Raw genomic sequence first — 22,055 nt, 5'->3', positions numbered from 1 at the left:
TTTCACAGCATGTCTGAGACTGCCGGCGGTGGAGGCATGAAGGCCCAATGGCCCGAAAATCTGTATATGTTAGTATCCTCTGCTTAGACCTACGCTTGAGGCGCGATGTCCTCCGGCTTCAGCGGGCCTTCTTTATCCAAGATATCGTCTAGGGATTTTCGCCCTGTTTGCCTGAACGACACCTCGAACTTGCCATCGGGGACAATGATGTATTGCGACGACGTGCGTGCCGCTTCCAGAAGGCTCGGCAGGTCGGCAGATGCTTCATCGATCGTCCAGGTTCGTGACATCGTCACCGTCTCTCCAATTTTCGAATTACGACTTCTATACTTCGACGTTTACGGAAAACCGGCACATGCCGGTTACGACCTTTGGTGATTCCGTTTACGTCCGAGGGTTTCGAAATGGCAGGCCCCATTTTTTTGCTGGATACGAACATCCTGAGCAATGCCGGTTTGCAACGACCTCCGCCAGGATTGCGTGCCTGGATGAAAGCCATGGGAGCAGATTCACTCGCCATCTCGTTCCCCGCTATAGCAGAGTTGAGGCGGGGTGCCCATCTGGCCTTGAAACACGATCCACAAAAAGCGCAACGACTCCACAACTGGATTGATGACATCCTCTCCGTGGACTTCCAGTTCGCCGAACTCACAGCCAAAGCCGCCAATCTCTATGCCGAAATGACAACCGTCGGGCCGCTCAGGCACCTCTATGTACCAAGCCCGGAGCAGAAAAAAGATAAGATCGGACACGATCTTCTGTTCGCAGCCCTGTCGATCACCCATCAGATGCCGATCGCTTCCTTCAACGTAAAAGATTTCATCCTGATCGACAGGTACTTCCCGTTACCGGGCGTTTTTCACCCCGTTGAAGTTCAATGGCACGTTCCATGCCACGCTGTGATACCCAACGACGATTACGGAATGACGCCGCCTTCATTGCCCGAGTTCGTATCCAGCGGTTTTGGCTTTATGAGGTAGACCGAAGCTCTCGCTCCTTTCTACGGCAGCTCTGACCACCGCGGCGGCCAAACTGCCCTCCCGCAAAAGACCGGCATGAAGATCGAGAAGGGCATCCCTATGTTCTTCGAGCAGGGATTTCGCGCGCCGAAACTCCGCCTGCAATGTCGCCTCGACTGATTTTCTGAGAGCCTTGCGGCGGTGACGGAATGCCGACAATTCACGTGGACTGTCGCCAGGTTCGACAGACAGCGTTTTCCCAAGACCCCACTTGATTTCCAACATTGTTGCCAAGTCTGTCGCGCGATTGAGGTCTGCGGAGGGATCGCCACCGGCTCCATTCCCAAATTCGCCGAATAGCAGCTCTTCTGCGGCGATACCGCCAAGCAATGTAGCAACCTTGTTTCGGAGGTGCGCCGAAGTCTTCCGACTAAACAGCCGCTCTTCGAATTCCGTGTGGCCCAGAGATTGCGAGGACCGGCCGACTTGAATGCTTCTCTGAATCGAAACCGACATCAGTGGGTCTGCGTCGAGCAGGACACCGAGGATCGCATGGCCAAGCTCGTGCGCGGCGACACAGCGCTGTACCGCCATCGGGATCGGCACGACTGGTGGCAAGGCAGCGACGAGATCACGGAGCAACATCGAACGTTTTGCTCTTCTCGCATGGCGTCGGGCATTACGGACACACCTTTCGATGTCGGCACCAGACCAGCCGTCGCTTACCGACACCACGTCGTCCAGCGCTTCGTCGGCAAGGTCTCCCCGGAGGTAAAAACGGTAGATGTCATGGCGTGCCGCTTCATCCGGGAGAGAAATCGAGAAATGGCGTTCCAAGCGTCCTGCCCGAAGAAGCGCCGGATCGATAATCTCCGGGCGGTTCGTCGCACCGATTACGATAACGCCTTCATGTGACTGAGCGCCGTCCAAAAGTTCCAGAAGGGCGTTGACGACCTGACGATGGTAGTTATCGTTGCTACTGCCGGTTCTGTCGTCGCGGCTGGTGAAACTGTCGAATTCATCAATCAGAAGGATCGACGGTGCCTGGCGCGCAGCCTCGGCAAACGCCTTCCGCATTGCCTTCAGCATATCGCCGAGGTGACCCGTCGCCTGCCATCGAGCCGCCGACCCGAGGACTAGGGGAACGTTACAGGTTCTTGCCAAAGCCGTCGCGTAGGACGTCTTGCCCGATCCCGGAGGACCCGAAAGCAGGACGCCGCGATCGACATCGTGCCAGGCAAGTCTCCCGGCCTTCCATGCTGACAAGTCCTCGGTGAGTTCGAGACCCCATGTTTTAGCCTCACCGTATCCGGATAGGTCGTGCAGGCTTGGCCCCGCCGATAAGGAGTCAGAGGAACGCTTTCCTTTCTCGATATGAGGATACCGGCGGAGTCGCCCGATGCTCACAGCCACGGATCGTCCGCGCCGCCAACCGAGTTCGACCCGCTTGGGAGATTGGTGCGCCAAAAAATCGGCATCGACATTCGTGATAGTCCCGAGCCTCATCCGCTGCGCCGCGATCCGATAATCGTTCGGAGCCGGTAGGGCCAAAGAGACCACGATATCAGCGACGATGCGGACCTCGTCAGACAGAAGCTCCTCGTCCTGGAGAAGAATGATCGCCCGCTTGAGTTCTCGAAGTTTTCTGAACGCCTGGAAATCGTCGGCAAGTTCAGTCTCTTCGCCGATGACGAGAACGTAGTTGTTGCCATGCTCACCACCGATCGGAACAATCCCTTCGAGCAGATATTTCGCTGCCATCTTGTGGGCATGAACATCAGCCTTAGGCGGCATGACGAAAGCGGCGACGAACGACGATCGCCTTTTCAGCAACTGGCGGATCGATCTCGACATTGCGATGATGGCTAGATGGGTCGGCAAGGTAAGCTCGTACTTCGAGCTATGGAACGGATCGCGATTGGCGATCAGGTTATCGCTATAAGACTGCATGGATGCCTCGGAACACGGGGAATGATGATGACGCTTACGGCCGGTCAGGTCCGTATCCGCCGCACCATTGTCTCGGGGCCGAGTAATTCCGTATCAAGATCGACTTCGACGAAACCACGCAGGATCATCTGGGCCAGTCCGGCAACTGGCTTGGTTTCGGTGAAAACTGTCAGGCATTCGGCGACTGTTAGATTGCCGTGCTCATTTAGGACCGCAAGCACCCGCAGGCGGTCTCCCAGCGCGAGTACGTTGCCTCCGTACGACAGCAGGTCCTTTGCATTCTGAAGACGTGGACCCTCGTAAACTTCATCGGCGAGCAGACGGCGGTAGCGCAAGCCAGCTCTTTCAGCGACGGCTGCAATTCTGTCGGCGTCGAACGGTAGTACCTTGTCCGGACTGTCGATAAGTATCCTACCACCGTCATTGTTCAAGATGCCAAAATCGGGGACGTGAGCTACGTGGTCACAATCCAAGGAAACGGGCATGCAGTACCACGAAACGACGGCCGTATTGATATCCAGCAAGCAAGCGACATCGCGCGCCGCTTGGGATCGAAAAATCGGAGCGCCGTCGCATTTAATGGTAGCGGTTGGATGGAATGTGCGAATAGATGCCGAATGACGGCTTGCGCGAAGTCCTTTCGCGCTCTGTGCGATACCCATGTGGAACCTCAAACTAAACACGGTTGATCGACGCCGCAATTATTGCGGCGGGCAGAGATCAACCTATTCGTATGAGGCGGGCCATATTTTTCATGCGCGAACAATTAGAGAACAAAACGAAAAGAGTCAATGATCATAGGAGGCGGTTTTTCAATCTCGCGATGAGTAAACCTTCTATGGAGATGACACACGGTAACAGTGATAGACAATGACCTTGACCATCAGTCGGCGTCCGAGTTGGCAGGTCTCGCATTCCTTACCGTACACCGAGCAGACGGAACCCTTGTCGTCGCTGGCTTCCTTGAGAAGCGCAGAATGAACGCCTTGGGACGCTTCACGCCACCGCCAATGTCCAGCCGATCCCAAGCAAGGCCGATATGGCCAAAGTCGTAATTACCGACAGCTTGAGCCTAAAAATGGCGATGGCCGCCAAGACCGTCAGGACCAGAGATGGCAGTATGAGCGAACCGAGCACGGGTACGTCCAGTATGAGTGGGCCGAACGCAGCGGACCTGACGTCGGAAAATAGCACGTGAAGCCCGAACCAGACCGCAAGGTTGAGAATAACGCCGACCACAGCCGCAGTGATTGCTGACATTGCGCCGCCGAGCGCCGAGTTGCCGCGCATCTTCTCGATAAACGGCGCTCCGGCGAAAATCCAAAGGAAGCTCGGCAGGAACGTTACCCACGTCGTCAATATCGCACCGAGGGTCGCTGCGGTTAACGGAGCCAACGTGCCCGGATCGCGGTAACCAGCCAAAAACCCGACGAACTGCGTGACCATGATGAGGGGACCGGGAGTCGTCTCCGCCATGCCGAGACCATCAAGCATTTCGCCTGGACGAAGCCAGCCATAGTTTTCCACGGCAGCCTGCGCGACATAGGCCAGGACTGCATAGGCCCCGCCGAACGTCACAACAGCCATCTGACTGAAGAACAGGGCGATCTTCGCAAAAACGTTGTCCCAACCGAGTACGAGGACGAGTGCCGCGACTGGAATGAGCCAGAGCACCGCCAGAGCGCCCGAAGTCTTCAACGACCATAAAAGGTTAGGCTTGGCGTGATCCGGGATTTCCTCACCGAGGACAGAGTCCCTATCTTCGAGTATCTTGTCCGATCCGGACTTGTGGCCCCCGCCAGCTTTGAAAGCGCCGAAGCCCGCCCTACCTCCCAAATATCCACTTATACCGGCAGCGATAATGATGATCGGGAACGGCACGTGGAGAAAGAAGATCGCAACGAAGGCCGCCGCAGCTATAGCGACCGTCACCTTGTTCTTGAGCGCCCTGCTGCCGATGCGGACTACCGCCTGTACGACGACAGCAAGGACGGCGCATTTCAGTCCGAAGAACATGCCTTCGATTGCGGTTACGTCGCCGAAGATCACATAGATGTAGCTGAGCGCCAGAATCGAGAGGAAACCCGGTAGCACGAACAGAAGGCCAGCAATCATGCCGCCCTTTGTCTTGTTCAGTAGCCAGCCGATGTAGATGGCGAGTTGGTGGGCCTCCGGCCCTGGCAGGAGCATACAGTAGTTGAGCGCGTGGAGGAATCGGTGTTCACCCACCCAACGTTTCTCGTCGACCACGATGCGGTGCATAACCGCGATCTGGCCAGCGGGGCCGCCGAAGCTGAGCGCCGCCACACGCGCCCACACCTTTATTGCTTCCGAGAGCGGAACGATGTCATCGCCTGCTGCGTCCACGCGAACGCTGGTCTTCGTGAGGTCAGTCATGGCCGTCATCCCTTCCTCGGATTGGGCCAATTGTGAGTTTCATCGCTCGCGTCACGGCACCATCTGTAGAATGCGTCATAGAGTGTCATGCCCGCTTCGAGTTGCTCGAGGTCGTCGTTGAACATGCGAGACAGGCCGAGCGACGCTGCCAGCAGGCCTGCAACTTCGGGGGCCAGGTCCGGCCGCGACGTATCTGCCCCCCGAACAATCGTCGCAAGGCGGAGCATGGGTTCGGTCCCGAGGCCGAACTCTTCGACCATGACGTCGAAGGTGCATAGTTCGCCGCGATGACTCCAATATACCTCTTCAATGTCAAAGGGTGTGGCATTAAACCGGTCGGCAACTGCCGAGACTTCTGCGGCGGGGACAAACAGGAACACCGCTGACGGGTCGACGAAACGCCTGATCAGCCACGGACAGGCAATCCTGTCGATCTTCGGCCGCGAGCGAGTGACCCACAAAGTCCGCCCGCGGCCGTCACGGGGTGGCAGACTTTCATCAGGGACAAGTGCGGCCTTTGATTCACGCCATGCCTCAAATCCACCTTCGAGTACCTTGGCAACTTTGCCAGCGGCCCGAAGATGAGCGGCAACGCCGTGGCCAAGCTTCTGGCCTTTCTGGCAAAGAACAACGGACGGTCCATTCAACTCTTGAGCCCATTCGGTAACGGTGCGGTAATCGCGACGCACCGACCCCGGTATAAGTCGGGGATCGGCAGCAAAGTCCTCGTCGTTGCGCACATCGATAATCATCGGCGCGTTGGGCGTGCCGATGATGCGGTTTAGCTTGTCGGATGTAATTTCAAGAAATGACGGCATAGCGCGTCCCTCCGGTTTATCGGGTTCAAAGGACGCGATTCTTTGGCCGTGGCCTCGTGGGGCGATCGCTACCCCATGCACAAGAATTTGCACCGTAACACCTCGATGTCAAGGCTGGCGCTCACCTGATTGCGCCCACATAATTTCAGATGACGGGCATCATCAGGGTTCAGATCGACTTGATTCCGCTGTCCCTCGGATTGATCCCGCCGACGCAAGGAAAGACGCTGGCGATCACGGAAGACTGCGGTGGCAGCAAGTCCTTCAACGCGCTGGACCAGATGCGTGTGCTCGGTCGTTGGATGTAGATGATCACGATCCCGAACCAGTCGTCTGTCGCCAAGGTCGACCAGGAGTTCGACTCCGAAGGCAGGGTGGAGCCATCTTCTTACTACGGCCGCGTGGTAGACATCTGCGAGGAACTGGTGAAGTTCAAGCTACTGATACGGGACGCCTCAACATACCTGACGGACCGCTACGGCGAGCGGAAGGAACACGCGGCAGAACTGGAGAAGCGTGTGTCGTTGAGGTTGATCTAGTGACTCCTCCTGCCTTCTCGTCGCCAGCCACTGCGCTAAATGGACGACGGCGCAATGTTTCCAATAGCGCTCATTGCTGTTGGAAACATTGCGAAACAACTCCTTGTCCGCTTCTAGTCCAAAGCGGATACCCCAGTCTCGAAGCGATGCGATCCTCTCGACGAGATAAGGTCACTTGGGTTTGATGACGCTGGTTTCGGAACAAACCACTACCTTGCGAGCACCGCGCGTGAGCGCGACGTACAAGTCTTGTGCCGAGAAGGAAAGCGTATCCAACAATACAGCAGCGTCTGCCTCGAGCCCTTTCAAAAGGAGGGTACTCCCCACTGCACGACCCTTGATTTCGCGCCCAACCACTCTTTGTTGTTCACGAACAGCGATCGCTAGCTCGTGAAATCCCTCCGCATTGTCGCAGGAATTGAGTGCCCGGAGGCAGGCTGAGAGAATGGCCGGGCGATGTGGCCTCACTCCTGCTTGCTTGTTTATCTCCACAAGCAGCATATTTGCATTAGCGGGTGTAGGAAGTGACGCGAAGTCCAAAGCTGCCTGCTCTGCATCGGTTGCCTCTTTGATTGCGGTCCCGTTACCCAGTGATTTGATCCTCGCCTTCATCGAAGTCCCATCGACGCCCGTCATGACCGTCGCGGCGAAGTCGATCAGGCGGTTGGTCGCGGCGGGATCGCCAAACGAGAACGTCTCGGCGAACGTGATGAAATCTGTCAAATCGACAGTCTCGACGACCACCGCGCCTGGCGTGTGCCGAGCTACCTCCTGCTGCCGTTTTTTATTTTTGCCAGCGCAGAGAATAAGGACCGAGCCACCCTTGACGGGCGCGGCCGTTCGGGCTGCTTTCAACAACGTTGCAGAGTCCGAAGGGCCTGAGATTTGAACCCATTCGACTTCCTTCGGGGCGTACGACAAGTCGATTGAAGAGCCTGTGCGAAGCAGCGGCCTAATGTCCAGCAACCATTGCCCGAGTTCGTGGCATCCCACGTTGTCCCATCGATGGGGAGTGTCGAGTTCTCCGACCAGCGGGAAGAAATCCAAGACCTCCTGCCATTCAACCTTGGGACCCGACCAACCAAAGATGCACTGTAGATCATCCCCAAGGACGCAAGTGGGGAGGAGGCCAGCTAAAGCTACCACGATGTCGTGCTGTGGCTTCATACAGTCCTGGTACTCATCGACAAACAGTCGTGAGTAGCTAGCCTTCAAGACGTCGTCGACGTGGCCCGCATTCAACAATGACAGGGTGTGGACCTTGAGCGCGGCATAATCGCTGCTCGGCGACTTCAGCTCAAGAAGCTCAGGGTGATGTCCACTTCGCCAAGGGAAAGTGGAAATCAGTTGGAGTGCCCAGCCGTCGATAGTCGCTAGGCGATAATTCCGCGAGGGAACAGCCAAGCCGTCAAGACGCTTCTTTAGAGCCGCGACGCCGGCGTTGGTATGGGTTAAAACTAAAATCGGCTTTTCATCGTCATGACGGGCGAGTGTCGACGCTATTAGATGCGTTTTGCCGCATCCAGCTGGAGCGCTGATGCATCCACGCTCGATTTTCAGCAGATCAGGAATCGCGCACGTCATTTGGTCGCCCAAGCGAGGATCGATTGAACCACTATCTTGAAGGGTGCGCCGAATTCTTTGAATTGAGGTCCAATCACGTCTCGGGCCAACGACTCCATTCGCCCGATATCCTTGAACCAACCCTTTTTGCCGCCGGCCGCTTTCGCGATCCACATCTTCTGTTCTGGCGACAAGCAATCCGATGCTGCAAGGGACTTGGCACCTTGAAGATCAAGTTTTCCGACCGACGCCGACTTAATCCTGCTGTCCATGAACTCGAGGTCATCAGGATTTAGCCGCTCGGCGACCTCCAAGATCGCTAGAATAACCGAGTTGGTGGCAGAGCAGATAATAGCGTCTTCTATCGATTGGCCATCCCCCCAGTGAAAGAGTGAACCGCCGTTCTCCGCGAAGGCTTTTGCCTCAGCTTCGGGAATGGGCCTGTCGTTGTCTATGAAGATGGCAACCCGATATCCTAGTGCCTGAAATGACGCCGCCCTTTCGAAGGGGCGCATTTCCGATCCACCATCGCAGTCGAGCAACGAAACCCCCGCAGCGTCCACGGACTCCCTCCCCTTCACCTCCGTCCGAAAGAGGTCTATGCCTCGCATAAAGCCGATCTCAGTCTTCCCCTCGCAGATAAGCACGGACTTGGCCAGGAAGGAACTGGAGGTGGCTCTTAAAGCTCCCTGCATGTCGGACGTGGCTGAAAGAATGGATGTTTGGCCGAGTGAATTGTCCTGGCGAACGATAGATACTTGATTGAAGGAAAGCTCTTGAAGCGCTATCGGCGAATGGGACGTCGCGAAGACCTGCATGGTAGGCTCCTTGTCTTTGGAGCCGAGCGACTTCAAGAAGCGAACGATGCGATGCGGTTCCAACCCAGTTTCGATCTCGTCGATCAGGGCAATTGATTTCGACTTCGACGCTTCCTTGTGTAGGCCTGCAGTCAGCAACCGCTTCGACCCCGTTCCCATTCCCCTGAGGGGAACTCCGCTTTCGTCGTGCAATGATATGGACCCGGAGCCAAAAGCGACGGAGTGGATGTCGAGCATTGCCGTGGCAGTTGCACCCACCGAGATGCCAAGACCTTTCGCAGTCGTATTTACGATCTCAATGGCGTCTTTGAGTTGGTCCTTGGCTTTATTGCCGAATGCTGTTCTGGCATCACGTGCGGCAACTGAAAGGACGCCGGAAGTGTCGGGTTTCTCATCCGAGAGCTTGTTCAGCAGTGATCCACGACGCCATGCCAAATGACCGTCGCCTCCCGAGCCAAGTCTCAAAGGTGACAAGCTTTCCCTATCCGCCCATTTCAGGTTGCGCTCCAGCCCCTTCGCGGCTGCCCTTGAAGATTCCAGTGTCCATACCGGTTCTAGGTCTTGATTCACCGTGAGCCTCAGGCACAAGGTCGTTTCGAGGCCGCTCCCCGGCTCCTCCTCGAGATCATTGGTTGTGGGATTGTAACCCCGCAGGAAGTCCCCGTATGCGTCGATCCTCTTCAGCGCATCTTCAAGCGCACCCAAGACTACCGTGATGGATATCGGTTCCGATACGTCGACATTGTGGAAGTCTGCATCGGTGAATGAAACGATCCGCCTTGCGCCGAGGCATAGATCGATCGCATCAAGCACGGACGTCTTGCCGGAGTCACCAGGTCCTATCAGACAGTTGAATCCAGGGCTGGGAGTCCAGGAAAGGTTCTTGATGCCCCGAAAATTCCGAATGTCTAGTTTTCTAATTGCCGGCATTGCCTGCTAACCTCGCAGTTGAATAGTTCGCTCAAGTCTATTTCCCACACAATGCGTTGAAGAGGAGTGCCACTCAGGCGGGTAAAGCCCGATGTCCACAAATCAATTCGCGAGGTCAATTTCAAGGCTTCACATTGCATGTAGTGGGCGTTGGAAAACATCGTTTCCGAGAACACCGTACATGCCACCATCGCCATGCGACCATCGGGTTTTACGGACGAGAAATCATCTCCATGTCAGATTATCAATGAGATGCGACCCTCTTGTAAAAGCGAATATCCCCCTTGGTGCTCGATCGTCGGCGTTTCGGCTCTCCTGATCTACTGGAGGCAGTCATTGAGCCCAGTGTGTCGGTTTTATATCGCACGTACTGATTGACACGATAGCATGCGTATGGCGACGAACGGGGCAAAGGTCGTATTTTAGATGCTGGTAACTTTTTGGCGCTATCTCCCGTGCCCGGCGAACACCAAAAGGGGGTCACACACGTGTCAATTCAAGCCCGCTTCAAAAAGATAGACGAAGACATCCCGGAATATGAGGTCGTTATCGATGGACACGCCGCCATCTCTAAAGGAACTGGCGCTGAGGGCAGGACAAAAGCGGCCTCGGCTTTCGAATATTTTCGCCAAGCGAAAGCGGCTAAGGAAAAATTCCTGCGAGCATTGGAAGACCTGGAGGATTATGCTTCGGACAGCGGATCGTTGACGGCTCAGGCGACTGTCAATGCCGATCTTTATCTGTCGGCGATTGCGGATGGAGAAACCGTCTACGAAGGTTATTGCGTAGACGAGCTTCTGGTCAGGCTGTCCCCAACTCGAGAGCCCAATACGGGTCACCGCTCACCCGGCTTTTAAATTCTTGTAGTGCCATTGCATTTGCAATCTTCACGTGTCCAACAACATGGCGTGGCGAACTCTTTAAACAATGAACGTAATCAAGAAGGGCTCCCTCACCAGCCTTCAACTCGAAACCTCGCCACATAACGTAGAGTTGCTTCACCGCGGTTAGAAGTTCGTCACTCACAATAGATGTTTCCGCCGACAGAGCTTCCTCCAATCGAACGATCCAAGTTTCAAGTGCGGAAACGTCGCCAAGGACCACGCAGCATAAAACTATATCTATCTCGTAGGGTTTTGACGATGTTTTTTCTGAGGAAGACCCGCACTTCCGTTCAATATAATCATGGATCGCAGTGCGGATAATGTTCTTGTGGTTCTCAAGCATATGCAGACCCGAAATTAACCTCCTAATGATGAAATGATAATTCCATCGGCGCAACGCTTGCTTTCAAGTAAACGAGCGCTGCACTTTCATGGAAGGATCACTCTTCGTAACCACTTGTTAACCACACAAGCAGAAGTGCACCAATCCGGGGCACAAAAGGCCCCGATCTGGCTCTGATACTCTATGCAACGCCGTAAAAATCGGTATTGGGAGATCGCTGACCTAAGGAGCCAGGCATGAACGAGATAGGCATACGAACAAAGTGATCATTCGGACGGACAGTTCCGTCTGGAAGCACCGTATGTCGTCATCGTGTTCGAGCCTAAGGAGGGCTTCATGCATTTTGCGCGTCAGGTTTCCAAACACATTGCGCTTCACAAGGCCGGTCTCGGTTTCCTGAGCATGCCCGCGATCCAGAACCCGCGCACGTTCGGTCAGGCCAATCGTATGGCTGAGAACGGGTCATCCGATGCCGTGGAATGCGGAATAACGCGGAATCGTCGTAGGAACGACGACTGAAACCAAGTTCTGGAACGAGCCGGTAGCCGAACGTGCCGTGCGCAAGCCACCGGCTACGCACGCCAAGACGCTGCGCGGTTTCTCGGTCTTCAAGGAAACGGTGGTCTATCACGAGAGCGATCTCGAGCGCCGCGTCTCGAAGGTCCTCCAGCTCCGCAAAGACGTTAAGGCTATCTACTCGCAATTCCCGGTGCTGCTGTATCGCGATGCCGACGGAGTATGGCGCGAGCATATCTGTGACTTCTGCGTGGTTTTCGACGATGGCGAGATTGTAGCCGTCGCGGTGAAACACGCCCGCAAGTCGGAGGTGATGGCGGACTTGCTGAAGCGTATCAAGGCGGAAGGCTTCCTCCGGAAGAACCGGAACGGCTCGACGACGCTTGGCGCAGTCCACGGCATCCGTCTCATGACCGAACGGGAGGCGACGTACGGTGCTTATGAAAACGCCGAACGCATCCTGCGCGCCCGTCGAATGCGTGTCGACGCCGAATACGACCGAGCTTTTGAAGCCGTCCAGAAGTTTCATGGCCCCTTTCGCTTCGGTGAACTTCTCCGCGGGTGTGAGAACCGGGCAGCTCGTCGCACGGCACTCCTGTTGCTGATCGACGAGTGTGTCCTTCTGACCGAGACACCCGGCCGGATCGACGATCTGACCATGCTGATGGTCCGCCGATAACCCCAACCCATCACCCGACTTCTGATCGCCCTTCAAGGAGCCTGCGATGCTGACCGACTTCCAGAGACCGAGCCTCTTCCGCCACGCCATCGTCAGAATGCGTCACGCCGATCGCTTCACCGATGACGACGTTAACTGGAAACCCAAGAAACGAGACGAGGACGGATGGACCTTTAGCAACGAAGCGAACGTCAGCGACGAACGCTTCATGTTGCACGGTGAGGTCTATTCGAAACTCGCCGGCGGAGCTGCCAAAATCCGCTATGGCTACAACGATCCTGAAAACCAGCGTCTGCGCGCGATTTTCGGCGACAACACGTTCTCAGACATTGTCGGTAAGCGCCGTGATCTCGCGTTGTTTCGCGAGAAGCTCATCAAGCGTTTCGATGCAGAATGGCTGACTCTCGGCAAAAAGCCGCGATGGTCGAAGGAAAAGTTCGAGGCCAAGCTCAGAGCCTGGCGCAGGGAAATCATCGCCGAGATGCTCGGTCTCGATGACGAGGACGCCGACGTCCGCGCCGACGCGATGGTCGAAGTGAAGACCTTTCCGACGCCGTCGGTGAAGACGTTCCGACGCGACTACAAGCGTTATCACGCCTGCGGCGGCGATACCCTCGGGATCGTCCACCGCCATCATGGTCCTGGCCTGCACCTTCGCAAGGTTGACGCGGATTCAACGGCGTTCGCCCACAAGCAAGCCCTCAACTATATGACGGACCGCAAGCCCACGATGGCTAAGGTTTACCGTGATTATCTGGCAGCTTTGGAGAAGGTGAATGCAGAGCGCGCCGCGCCACTCCTGAAGGTCACCCGTCACAAGTTCGAGACAATGATCTCCAAGTTCGACGAGTTCGACAAATGGGACGGCCGCCACGGTCGTGCCTCGGCGCTCAAGCGCTTCGGGATGTCGAAGAGAGGTGGAATCCCCGCGTTGTTCGTTGGCGAGCGCATCGAGATCGACTTCTGGAACGTCGATCTCATGACCCTGTTCGTTGAAACCGGGATGTGGGACATCCTTCCGCCATCGTACAAAGAGGCGGTGGTGGGCAAGCGCATCTGGTTCGTGGCGGCAATTGATGTTGCCACACGCTACATTCTTGCGTTCAGGGCGAGCGTCAACCCGAACGCTGTTTCGGCAGCGGCGGCCATCCGTATGATCATGTCCGACAAGCGGCACATTTCCGACTTCGTCGGGGCGGAGACGCCGTGGATCGGGATGGTCCAGCCGCGCAACATCTTCAGCGACAACGGCACGGAATTCGCCAACGCGCTTGTCGAAGGCATCATGCGCGCGGCGAAGATCACGTTTAACCGGCCGCAGGCGGGCAATCCCAAAGCTCGTCCCTTCATCGAGAGCCTGTTCCACTCGATCGGCCCGCTGATCGCGTCGTTCTTCGACGGCAGAACGTTCGGGTCGATCGCCGAGAAGGGTGATTACAACCCGGAACATCAGATCAGTCTGCAGGTCGACGAGATGATCCAGCTCTTCACCCTGGCGATCTGCGACATCTACCACAACAAGCCGCACAGTGGCCTTGGTGGGGCGTCTCCGCATAACGCCTGGGTCCGGGCGACCCAGGAACACGACATCGAGTTCCCGAGCCAAGACCCCGAATTCATGCTGCATGTCTTCGGTACGAAGTTCAAACGCCGCATCGGGCAATACGGCATCCCATTCATGGGCATCCCGTACGCGAACGAGGAACTGGACCGCCAGCGCAAGAAGTACGGACAGATGGAATTCGAGATCAAGGTCGATCCCGAGAATCTGGAGCACATCGCGGTCCGGGGTGACAAGGGGTGGTTCGTCGTCGAGAACAAGGTCGATATCGCGCGCAACCTGTCTCTGGCAGAGTGGATTGTCGCGCGCCACGACCTCCGGACACAGCACGCCGCCGAGGCGGAGGCTGGTCTCGCCGCGATGAACCGAACTATCAACCGCCTTGCCGAGAGCGGCAGGGCCGCAGCGCTTCGCGCGAACCTGACCCCGCGCAACATGACGGCCGAACACTATGAAGCCCTCGAGGCCGAGTTGTTCGGCGCGTGGGTCGCCGTGAGGTCGGCGGACGCGCCAACCCTTACGACGGCCTTCGCGCTTCCTGCGGACCCTCTCCGTGACGGATCGGTCTCCGATTCCCGTTTGATCCCCGAATTCCACGCAGAACGCGAACGCGATGCGCGGAAGAAGAAGCGTGCCGCCGCCGTTGAGCAGACGCCGGTCGAAACGCCGACTCCTGCCGAAACGACTGACAACTACTATGAGGAGTACTGATATGGAAAACGCTACGAACGTCATCACTTCCGACACGATCTACGACAAGAAGGCCGAGGTCTACAGCGGCTACATCGAACATGCACGCGACACGCGGTTGGGCACGATGCTACGCGACCTGGTCGAGAACGTGGAGGCTTGCCGCAGTGGCGCAGGATCGCGCCGGCGCGCGTTGTTCCTCATCGGGGCTTCGGGCAGCGGTAAGTCCTTCGCGTTGCGCCATCACTTCAGCCGCATCCCCGCATTCCAGCCGTGGAAGAACGAGTTCGGCGAGACCGTGCGGCCGCTGTTGAGCATCGAGGCACCGAAGCCGTGCACGACGAAAGACTTCGCCATGGCAATCCTCGATGCGATCGGCGTGCCGTCGAAGGCCAAGATGACGGAGGGCCAGCTCTTCGCGACCGTGAAGGCCCAGTTGCGCGAGCGCGGGATCATCTACCTTCACGTGGACGAAGCCCAGCACTTGCTGCGCCACAGCCGCAGCCGCGCGATCCTCGACGTCCAGGATCGACTCAAAAGCCTGATGCAGATCGAGGACTGGCCGTTGCACACGATCTATTCCGGAATGCCGGAGCTCGCGGAGTTGCTTACGGGCGATCAGCAGTTGGCCAACCGTTCGATGGTCATGCGCTTCATTCCTCTGAGCCTGCCTGGCGACAAGGCCAGCATCGCGCAGGTGTTGGCCGACATCGTGGAAGGCAAGTGCGGACTTAACCTAACCGATGAGCTCCGCACCGACGACTTCCTCGGCCGCCTGTGTACCGCCAACAGCGGGTGCTACGGGAAGATCATCGAGGCAGTCCAAGCCGCGTGCTTCCTCGTCATGCATAAGGGAAAGGGTACGGTGGATCGCCGCGCCTTCGCTCACAACTACCAGCGGGACACCGGTTGCCTTCCGAGCGATAACGTGTTCACCGCCGCGCGCTGGAGCGAAATCGATCCTGGCAACGCGCTGGCCGACTTGGCCACCGCTGGCAAGGGAGGCAAGTGATGGTTCTGCCCGTAACGCTTGCCCATCACGAGGACGAGGCGGCGATCGATCTGGTCGCCCGTCTTGCCGCCGCCAACGGATATCCGTCTCTGCGGGAGTTTCTCGCACACACGGACACCACGGCCAATGCCATCGTTCATGGCGAGACGGATGCCCTGTCGCTGGTGAGCGAGTGGTCTGGGGTGCCAGTCACTACGCTGGGGAAACTCGCGACGAGGACGTCTGGGGCTGGCGGCACCTGGCAGATGGGCTGTGCAACCCTCAGCAAGGACATGCGGCCGGGCCAGAGGCATCGCTTCTGCGCCCAATGTGTACTGGAAGACCGAGAAAGGGAGGCGGGCCGTTTGGCGTCCCGCGCTTATCGCCGTGCGTGGTGGGCCATTCGCGGGATCGAAGGATGTCAAGTTCACGGCTGCCAACTGACGGAGGTGGCAGTGGACGCCGCCAGCGACGTTCACGACTTCCCGCAGTTCGTGAATGCCAATCTCGGATCGATCCAGGAAGCCGCGGCGGCTCCTGTCCCGAGCCGCCAGCCGCGGCTGGATACTTACCTTCGAGACGGCGTGTTCCAGGATGGCGGGGATGGCTTCCTCGACAGGCTCGACGCACACGTCGCTGCCGAGTTCTCCCGCTATCTCGGGGACTTCCTGGTCCTCCACGATGTCAGGGCCTGGATGCACGAGGAAACCGATCTGCGTGAATGGGGCTTCAGCCTCGCGGTAAATGGAGAAGACGAAGTCCGGCGTGTTGTTGCCGAAGTCGTCGATCGCAAGCGACCGACGACACAGTATGTCGAATCCGTGATTGGGCCGATGGTGAATTGGTTCCGACGCAACGCCGCAAAGGAAGCATATGGTCCTGTGATCGATCTCATGCAGGACATCCTCGAGCGCAACATGCCGTTCGGAGAAGGCCAAATCATCCTCAAGCCCGTACGCACCCGGCACCTCTACTGTGTGAACTCAGCGCATGCCGACTATGGGGTCAACAAAGATCGGATCAGAGCTTTGATGAAGGCAAATGATCCCCATTTTCGGGATGGCCTCCCAGACAGCCGCACCTACTTCGATGCCGTGGCCCTACGGTCGATCCTGGAAGCCGCCAACGATACCCTGACGAGCAAAGAGGCGGGTGCGGCGCTGGGACTTCGGGAAGAACGCCTTTACGACGTTCTCAACGCAGGCATTCTGGAGCAGGTCGAAACGCGGTCAGACGATGAACGGGCTTACACCCGCATCCGCAAGTCAGCGGTGGTGGAATTGACGCACCGTCTGACGGTGAAAATGACGGAGGTAGCGAGTGACGAGGGGTACATGTCGCTCAGCAAGGCCGCCCGCTCATGGCATCGCCCGTTCCACACACTGGTCGCCATGATCCTCGAAGGCAGCCTCGAGGCATTCATCGTTGCCGGCAGAACACCCATTCTGCAGAGAGCAAGGGTGGCATCGGACGCCCTGAAGCTCGAGAGCGGTCCGTTGGCCGGGGGCGACGACGAACTGATGCGGCTCAGGGAAGCGGAACGCGTGCTTGGTACGGCGACGTTCACGGTCGCGGATTTGATCAAGCGGGGTTATCTCCGTCAGCGAACCCTCCGTCGTGAGAATGGCCGGGAGGTGAAGTTTGTTGAGCGGCAGTCTCTGGCAGAGTTTCAGGCCGCCTATGTTTCCCTGACGGAGATCGCGAAAACTCGCAAAGGCCACAGGGCCGCGATCAAGGCAGAACTCGACCGAGCTGGAATCTCGCCGATCTTCGAACCCGAGGGGTTCATCGCCCGCTTCTACAGGAGATCAGAGCTTACCTGGATTGGGTAAGATCGACCCCAAATCGGGTAAAGACCGGCTTACAAAACCCGCTCCGGCGGGTTTTTCTTTGTCTTGCTTCAGAATGTGCCCAAATCAAACGCCGCAAGACGCCCAAGACGTTTTGGAGGCCCAAAAAATTCGTAACGATTTCAATGTCTCAATCTGCAAAATGGACAAACCACGACCGCGTAATCAGCGGAAATGTCGTCGCCATACGGCACTGCCTCACTCTCCAAAGCACAAATCCCGACCCAGGCGCACACGACGGCATCCATCTTGTCCTCGAAAGCCTTCATCTCCCATCCCTTTGCATTCGTCGCGGGAATGATGAGTGCATCGGCAACCCCACCTATCCGTCGATCCAGATGTGCGATGATGAAAGACCAGACCTCGAGGAGTTTGGCGCGACGGTCTGCGGACGTATCCGACCGCCAGTAGCTGCCGACTTTTCCCTGCTTATACGGAAGCCGTTTCGCGGCGTTGGTCAGTTCAACGAGCGCAGGGTGCGGGTAGACTTCGAGCAGACCAGGACTGCTGATTTCCCTGGTTAATAACGGATATCCCGCAAGTTCAAACCCCATTTTAAGATCATCACTGACCTTGCCGGGCCTGATTGCATTTGGGGTGTGGGTGCCGCATTGCCGGGAACCATAGGCGGAAGACACCAGATTGTCAGAAGCACGGCGGGCAGTAATCGGTTGATGCGAGAGCGGCATATCAATCGTAACGAGATCGATCTTGCATCCCGCAAGGGCTTCTGCGGCCGCCAGAAGCGCCGATGCTTCAGCAACTGATCCCCTTGGGCGATCAGCGAGAACCGGGATATCGGTTCCACAGGCAAGGAAGCCGACGTAGGAAGATGCGGCGGCACGCAGCGTCCAGCCTGTTCCATCGTTGATGACCAAGGCGACCCCGCTTGGCTGGGTAACAGTCCATGCGGCATCTATACCCAATACGGCTTTCAGAGCGTCACCCCTGCCCGAACAGCGTAAAATACCCCCAGGCGGCGGCAAAAAAAGCGATGATGGCGGCGATCGTCAGGGCTTTTTTCGATTTTGGCCCAAGCGGCTGGCGCGGCTTTTTCGGGGGCGCCGGTTTGCGGAACTTCACCACATTGTCGTTCATTATATCATCGTCCTGCATGTCGCTGCTGAAAACCGGCGCCACATCAATGGCATCGGCCTTTTCGGATTTGTCTCTAGCAGACCAGAGCTATCATAAATATTACCAAGTTTTCACTTCCCCCTTTGGGCAAGCTATGTCACTTCCCACAATCAGAGGAATACAAACAGCGACAGACGGACCGGAAACAGGGGTTGGAAACAATCCTCTGTGGTATTTTGAATTTTGCGGGTGACGAAAATGAATGACGCCAACACCAATGGCCGCGACACGGAAAACAGCCAGCCCGATCTGCGGGACATTCTGGGTACCAGCAGGTCAGGTAGAAAGAAGAAGTCGCGCCGTTATCTCTATGCCGCAGCAGCCGTGGTGCTGATCGGCGGGGGCCTTGGCTATTATTACCAGTCGCGTGCCGCAGGCGTCGCCTATACCTACACCACGGAAGCGGCGAGACAGGGCGACCTTTCCGTCATCGTAACCTCCACCGGCTCAGTCCAGCCGACCGATCAGGTCGACATATCGAGCGAATTGTCCGGCACCATTCGCAAGGTCAACGTTACCTATAACAGCCCGGTCAAATCAGGCGACATTCTGGCGGAACTGGACACCAACAAGCTGGAGGCCGACGTGCAGAGCGCCCGCGCCAAGCTTGCCTCCGCCAAGGCCAATGTACTGAAGGCGCGCGCCGATCTCGGCTCGGCAAAAACATCGATGGAGCGTCTGCGGTCCCTCGTCCAGAGCCGGGTCTCCAGCCAGCAGGATCTGGATGCCGCGCAGTTCAACCACGATGCCGCCGGCGCCACGCTACAGGTCAACGAAGCGACCGTGCTTTCGGCGGAAGCGGATTTGCGGCTGGCCGAGGTCAATCTCGGCAAGGCGAAGATCGTCTCGCCCATCGATGGTGTCATCCTCACCCGCAGTGTCGATCCCGGCGCCACCGTTGCCTCCTCGCTCAACGCTCCCGTGCTGTTCACCATTGCTGGCGATCTGCGCCATATGGAATTGCAGGTGTCGGTGGATGAGGCGGATGTCGGCAAGGTTGAAACCGGGCAGAAGGCCACCTTCAACGTCGATGCCTATCCCGACCGTAGCTTCCCGGCTGAAATAGAGACCGTGCGTTTCGCCTCCGAGACCGTGTCTAACGTAGTGACCTACAAGGGCATATTGACGGTGGACAATGAGGAATTGCTGCTGCGCCCAGGCATGACGGCAACCGCCAATATCGTCGTTGAGGAGATCAAGAATACGCTGCTGGTGCCGAATTCCGCGCTCCGATATACGCCGCCGCGCGAATCCGCCTCCCGTGGCGGTGGCTTGATGAGCCTGTTCCGCCCTCCCCGCATGGGCCGGTCACAGAACCGCGATGCCGGTCCGGCCGCGACAGGCAAAAGAACGGTGTCGGTGCTGCGTAACAACACGCCCGTCTCGGTTTCGATCGAAACCGGCTCCACCGATGGCCAGCATACCGTGGTAAAATCGGGCGAGTTGAAGGCCGACGACCTGGTGATTACCGACGCCTCAGCCCGCAACGCCGGCTGACGGAGGAAAACCGCATGCAACAGCCGCCGCTCATAGAATTCCGCGATGTCGTCAAGCAATATGGCCGGGGCGAAGCGACGATCCGCGCGCTTGACGGCGTCAGCCTGTCGATCCACGAGAAGGAATTCGTCGCCATCATGGGGCCATCCGGCTCCGGCAAATCTACCTCGATGAACATCATCGGCTGCCTGGATGTGCCGACATCGGGCGAATATCTGTTTCAGGGCGTGCCGACCAGCGGTTTCGACAATGAACATCTGACGCTGCTGCGCCGCCACATGCTGGGTTTCGTGTTTCAGGGCTTCAACCTCCTGTCGCGGACCTCGGCGGTGGAAAATGTCGAGCTGCCGCTCGTGTACCGGGGCATGAAAGCCTCGGAACGGCGCGCGCGCGCCATGGAGGCGCTTGCACAGGTGGGTTTGAATGGCCGCGAGCACCACACGACGCAGGAGCTTTCCGGCGGTCAGCAGCAGCGTGTGGCCATTGCACGGGCCATTGTCACCCGCCCCGCTCTGCTTCTCGCCGACGAACCCACAGGCAACCTCGACACCAAAACCAGCGCCGAGATCATGGAGCTGATCACCACGCTCAACCGCGACAAGGGCATTACGGTCGTCATGGTCACGCATGAAGAGGATATCGCTGCCCATGCGGGACGCCTCCTGCGTTTCGTGGACGGCCATCTCGCCTCCGACAGCACAGCGGAAAACAAGGAGACTTCCGATGTTCTTTGAAACGTCGCGTCTTGCGCTGCGCGCCATCAGCCGCAACCTGCTCCGCTCCTTCCTCACCGTGCTCGGCGTCGTCATCGGTGTTGCCGCCGTCATCGCCATGGTAACCATCGGCAACGGCACGACCGAACAGGTGAAATCGGAATTGTCGCGGCTCGGCACCAACATGCTGTTCGTGCGCCCCGGCCAGTTCGGGCCCGGCCGCGCCAGCACGGAAGCCAAACGTTTCGATGATCGCGATGTCGAGGCGATCCGCAACCAGATCAGCGGCCTGCGCGCCGTTGCTCCGCAAAATCGCAGCTCCGCCGCAACGGTCATTTTCGGCGGCAAGAACCACCAGACAAGCGTCATCGGCACCACCAATGACTATCTTGTGGCACAGGACTGGACGCTTGCGCTTGGCCGTGACTTCCAGCCGGCCGAAGATCGCGGAGGGCAGATAGGCTGCATCATCGGCGAAACGGTGCGGCAGGAACTCTTTGGCGCTGAAAACCCGGTTGGACAGACCATCCGTGTCAGCAACATCTCCTGCCCCGTCATCGGTGTTCTCGCCCGAAAAGGCCAATCCGGCCTCGGCGACGATCAGGATGACACGATCATCATGCCGCTCAAAATCCACCAGCGGCGCATCGGCGGCACCACCACCATTTCCTCCATCATGGTCTCCGCGCAGGACGGCGTTTCCACCGCGAAGGTGCAAAGCGACCTGCAGAACCTGCTGCGGGAAAGGCGGCGCATCAACATTGGCCGCGAGGATGATTTCACCGTCAACGACATGACGCAGATCGCCTCTGCCATGACCGGCACGACGACGCTGCTCACCGGGCTTCTGGGTGCGGTTGCAGCCGTCAGCCTGCTGGTCGGCGGCATCGGCATCATGAACATCATGCTGGTTTCGGTAACCGAGCGCACCCGCGAGATCGGCATTCGCCTCGCCATCGGCGCACTGGAAAAACAGGTACTGACGCAGTTTCTGGTGGAAGCCGTCATGCTCTCTGCCCTGGGCGGCACGGTCGGCATATTAACGGGCCTTGGCCTTGCCTATGGCGTCGTCAGCTTCCTCAACGTGCCCTTCGTCACCAGCCCGTCGATCATCTTCCTCGCCTTCGCCTTCTCGGCAGCCATCGGCGTGATTTTCGGCTATTTCCCGGCGCGGCGGGCAGCGAGTTTGAGCCCGATCGAGGCGCTGCGGCACGAGTGAG

The 22,055-nt window shown here is 57.8% G+C and carries 18 protein-coding genes and 1 pseudogene; 10 read left to right on the top strand and 9 right to left on the bottom strand.

Features of this window, described 5'->3' with window-relative positions; translation table 11 throughout:
* Positions 1-89: 89 nt before the first annotated feature.
* Complete coding sequence (locus tag FB593_RS00695; RefSeq protein ID WP_003495463.1) at positions 90-296, bottom strand: hypothetical protein; 207 nt, start codon at positions 294-296, stop codon at positions 90-92.
* 108 nt (positions 297-404) lie between these two features.
* Here FB593_RS00695 and FB593_RS00690 point away from each other — a divergent pair, with 108 nt between their 5' ends.
* On the top strand, positions 405-980 hold the full coding sequence (locus FB593_RS00690) for a type II toxin-antitoxin system VapC family toxin (RefSeq protein WP_145166255.1): 576 nt from the start codon (positions 405-407) through the stop codon (positions 978-980).
* Here the strand turns inward: FB593_RS00690 and FB593_RS00685 are convergent.
* The 4 genes from FB593_RS00685 to FB593_RS00670 all read right to left on the bottom strand — a co-directional run bounded on the left by FB593_RS00685 (position 936) and on the right by FB593_RS00670 (position 6,124).
* Positions 936-2,909, bottom strand: a complete 1,974-nt coding sequence (locus FB593_RS00685; protein ID WP_145166254.1) for an AAA family ATPase — start codon at positions 2,907-2,909, stop codon at positions 936-938. The two genes, FB593_RS00690 and FB593_RS00685, sit on opposite strands and share 45 nt — an antisense overlap.
* A gap of 44 nt (positions 2,910-2,953) precedes the next feature.
* On the bottom strand, positions 2,954-3,571 hold the full coding sequence (locus FB593_RS00680) for a hypothetical protein (protein ID WP_115063021.1): 618 nt from the start codon (positions 3,569-3,571) through the stop codon (positions 2,954-2,956).
* 334 nt (positions 3,572-3,905) lie between these two features.
* Positions 3,906-5,306: a chromate efflux transporter gene (gene chrA / locus FB593_RS00675; protein WP_115063266.1), complete on the bottom strand. Its 1,401-nt coding sequence runs from the start codon at positions 5,304-5,306 to the stop codon at positions 3,906-3,908.
* A gap of 5 nt (positions 5,307-5,311) precedes the next feature.
* A complete protein-coding gene (locus tag FB593_RS00670; protein ID WP_145166253.1) occupies positions 5,312-6,124 on the bottom strand; it encodes a chromate resistance protein ChrB domain-containing protein in 813 nt (270 codons plus the stop codon).
* Positions 6,125-6,273: 149 nt separating this feature from the next.
* Here FB593_RS00670 and FB593_RS00665 point away from each other — a divergent pair.
* Positions 6,274-6,663 (top strand): annotated as a pseudogene (locus tag FB593_RS00665) (arsenical resistance protein ArsH); the annotation flags it as partial.
* 171 nt (positions 6,664-6,834) lie between these two features.
* Here the strand turns inward: FB593_RS00665 and FB593_RS00660 are convergent.
* Positions 6,835-8,247, bottom strand: coding sequence for a UvrD-helicase domain-containing protein (locus tag FB593_RS00660; RefSeq protein WP_115063017.1), 1,413 nt, complete (start codon positions 8,245-8,247; stop codon positions 6,835-6,837).
* Positions 8,244-9,974 carry an ATP-dependent nuclease gene (locus tag FB593_RS00655; protein WP_115063016.1) on the bottom strand — a complete coding sequence of 577 codons (1,731 nt, stop codon included), beginning with the start codon at positions 9,972-9,974 and terminating at the stop codon, positions 8,244-8,246. The genes FB593_RS00660 and FB593_RS00655 overlap by 4 nt, the downstream gene beginning before the upstream one ends.
* A gap of 455 nt (positions 9,975-10,429) precedes the next feature.
* Between FB593_RS00655 and FB593_RS00650 the strand changes: the two genes are divergently transcribed.
* The 5 genes from FB593_RS00650 (at position 10,430) to FB593_RS00630 (ending at position 17,470) form a co-directional block, all read left to right on the top strand.
* The gene (locus FB593_RS00650; protein ID WP_145166252.1) at positions 10,430-10,831 is read left to right on the top strand and encodes a hypothetical protein; all 402 of its coding nucleotides are present in this window, start codon (positions 10,430-10,432) and stop codon (positions 10,829-10,831) included.
* Between the two features lie 926 nt (positions 10,832-11,757).
* Positions 11,758-12,396: a hypothetical protein gene (locus tag FB593_RS00645; protein WP_145166251.1), complete on the top strand. Its 639-nt coding sequence runs from the start codon at positions 11,758-11,760 to the stop codon at positions 12,394-12,396.
* A gap of 46 nt (positions 12,397-12,442) precedes the next feature.
* Positions 12,443-14,668, top strand: a complete 2,226-nt coding sequence (locus FB593_RS00640) for a Mu transposase C-terminal domain-containing protein (protein WP_145166250.1) — start codon at positions 12,443-12,445, stop codon at positions 14,666-14,668.
* A 1-nt stretch (position 14,669) separates the two neighbouring features.
* Positions 14,670-15,659 carry an ATP-binding protein gene (locus tag FB593_RS00635; RefSeq protein ID WP_145166249.1) on the top strand — a complete coding sequence of 330 codons (990 nt, stop codon included), beginning with the start codon at positions 14,670-14,672 and terminating at the stop codon, positions 15,657-15,659.
* On the top strand, positions 15,659-17,470 hold the full coding sequence (locus FB593_RS00630) for a TniQ family protein (protein ID WP_145166248.1): 1,812 nt from the start codon (positions 15,659-15,661) through the stop codon (positions 17,468-17,470). Before FB593_RS00635 ends, FB593_RS00630 begins: the two co-directional genes overlap by 1 nt.
* 140 nt (positions 17,471-17,610) lie before the next feature.
* On the opposite strand, the gene FB593_RS00625 is transcribed toward FB593_RS00630, so the two are convergent.
* Both FB593_RS00625 and FB593_RS00620 read right to left on the bottom strand, forming a co-directional pair.
* Positions 17,611-18,366, bottom strand: coding sequence for a DUF429 domain-containing protein (locus FB593_RS00625; RefSeq protein WP_145166247.1), 756 nt, complete (start codon positions 18,364-18,366; stop codon positions 17,611-17,613).
* Positions 18,367-18,430: 64 nt separating this feature from the next.
* A complete protein-coding gene (locus FB593_RS00620; RefSeq protein WP_003515963.1) occupies positions 18,431-18,586 on the bottom strand; it encodes a hypothetical protein in 156 nt (51 codons plus the stop codon).
* Positions 18,587-18,823: 237 nt separating this feature from the next.
* On the opposite strand from FB593_RS00620, the gene FB593_RS00615 reads away from it, so the two are divergent.
* The 3 genes from FB593_RS00615 to FB593_RS00605 are packed head-to-tail and all read left to right on the top strand — an operon-like array spanning position 18,824 to position 22,054.
* Positions 18,824-20,122, top strand: coding sequence for an efflux RND transporter periplasmic adaptor subunit (locus FB593_RS00615; protein ID WP_145166246.1), 1,299 nt, complete (start codon positions 18,824-18,826; stop codon positions 20,120-20,122).
* A 14-nt stretch (positions 20,123-20,136) separates the two neighbouring features.
* Entirely contained in the window at positions 20,137-20,856 is a 720-nt protein-coding gene (locus FB593_RS00610) for an ABC transporter ATP-binding protein (protein ID WP_112292239.1), read from the top strand.
* Positions 20,846-22,054 carry an ABC transporter permease gene (locus FB593_RS00605; RefSeq protein ID WP_003515968.1) on the top strand — a complete coding sequence of 403 codons (1,209 nt, stop codon included), beginning with the start codon at positions 20,846-20,848 and terminating at the stop codon, positions 22,052-22,054. The genes FB593_RS00610 and FB593_RS00605 overlap by 11 nt, the downstream gene beginning before the upstream one ends.
* Position 22,055: the final 1 nt, after the last annotated feature.

It is taken from the genome of Rhizobium sp. SJZ105 (assembly GCF_007828365.1).
Classification (GTDB): domain Bacteria; phylum Pseudomonadota; class Alphaproteobacteria; order Rhizobiales; family Rhizobiaceae; genus Agrobacterium; species Agrobacterium tumefaciens.
The sequence above is the reverse complement of the archived record's forward strand: the minus strand, read 5'-3'. Positions and strand labels throughout refer to the sequence as shown.

Bases quoted from the DNA above. Each gene is read 5' to 3' on its own strand.
- FB593_RS00690 (WP_145166255.1), top strand. From the start codon at position 405: ATGGCAGGCCCCATTTTTTTGCTGGATACGAACATCCTGAGCAATGCC.
- FB593_RS00685 (WP_145166254.1), bottom strand. From the start codon at position 2,909: ATGCAGTCTTATAGCGATAACCTGATCGCCAATCGCGATCCGTTCCAT.
- FB593_RS00680 (WP_115063021.1), bottom strand. From the start codon at position 3,571: ATGGGTATCGCACAGAGCGCGAAAGGACTTCGCGCAAGCCGTCATTCG.
- chrA (WP_115063266.1), bottom strand. From the start codon at position 5,306: ATGACTGACCTCACGAAGACCAGCGTTCGCGTGGACGCAGCAGGCGAT.
- FB593_RS00670 (WP_145166253.1), bottom strand. From the start codon at position 6,124: ATGCCGTCATTTCTTGAAATTACATCCGACAAGCTAAACCGCATCATC.
- FB593_RS00660 (WP_115063017.1), bottom strand. From the start codon at position 8,247: ATGACGTGCGCGATTCCTGATCTGCTGAAAATCGAGCGTGGATGCATC.
- FB593_RS00655 (WP_115063016.1), bottom strand. From the start codon at position 9,974: ATGCCGGCAATTAGAAAACTAGACATTCGGAATTTTCGGGGCATCAAG.
- FB593_RS00640 (WP_145166250.1), top strand. From the start codon at position 12,443: ATGCTGACCGACTTCCAGAGACCGAGCCTCTTCCGCCACGCCATCGTC.
- FB593_RS00635 (WP_145166249.1), top strand. From the start codon at position 14,670: ATGGAAAACGCTACGAACGTCATCACTTCCGACACGATCTACGACAAG.
- FB593_RS00630 (WP_145166248.1), top strand. From the start codon at position 15,659: ATGGTTCTGCCCGTAACGCTTGCCCATCACGAGGACGAGGCGGCGATC.
- FB593_RS00620 (WP_003515963.1), bottom strand. From the start codon at position 18,586: ATGAACGACAATGTGGTGAAGTTCCGCAAACCGGCGCCCCCGAAAAAG.
- FB593_RS00615 (WP_145166246.1), top strand. From the start codon at position 18,824: ATGAATGACGCCAACACCAATGGCCGCGACACGGAAAACAGCCAGCCC.
- FB593_RS00610 (WP_112292239.1), top strand. From the start codon at position 20,137: ATGCAACAGCCGCCGCTCATAGAATTCCGCGATGTCGTCAAGCAATAT.
- FB593_RS00605 (WP_003515968.1), top strand. From the start codon at position 20,846: ATGTTCTTTGAAACGTCGCGTCTTGCGCTGCGCGCCATCAGCCGCAAC.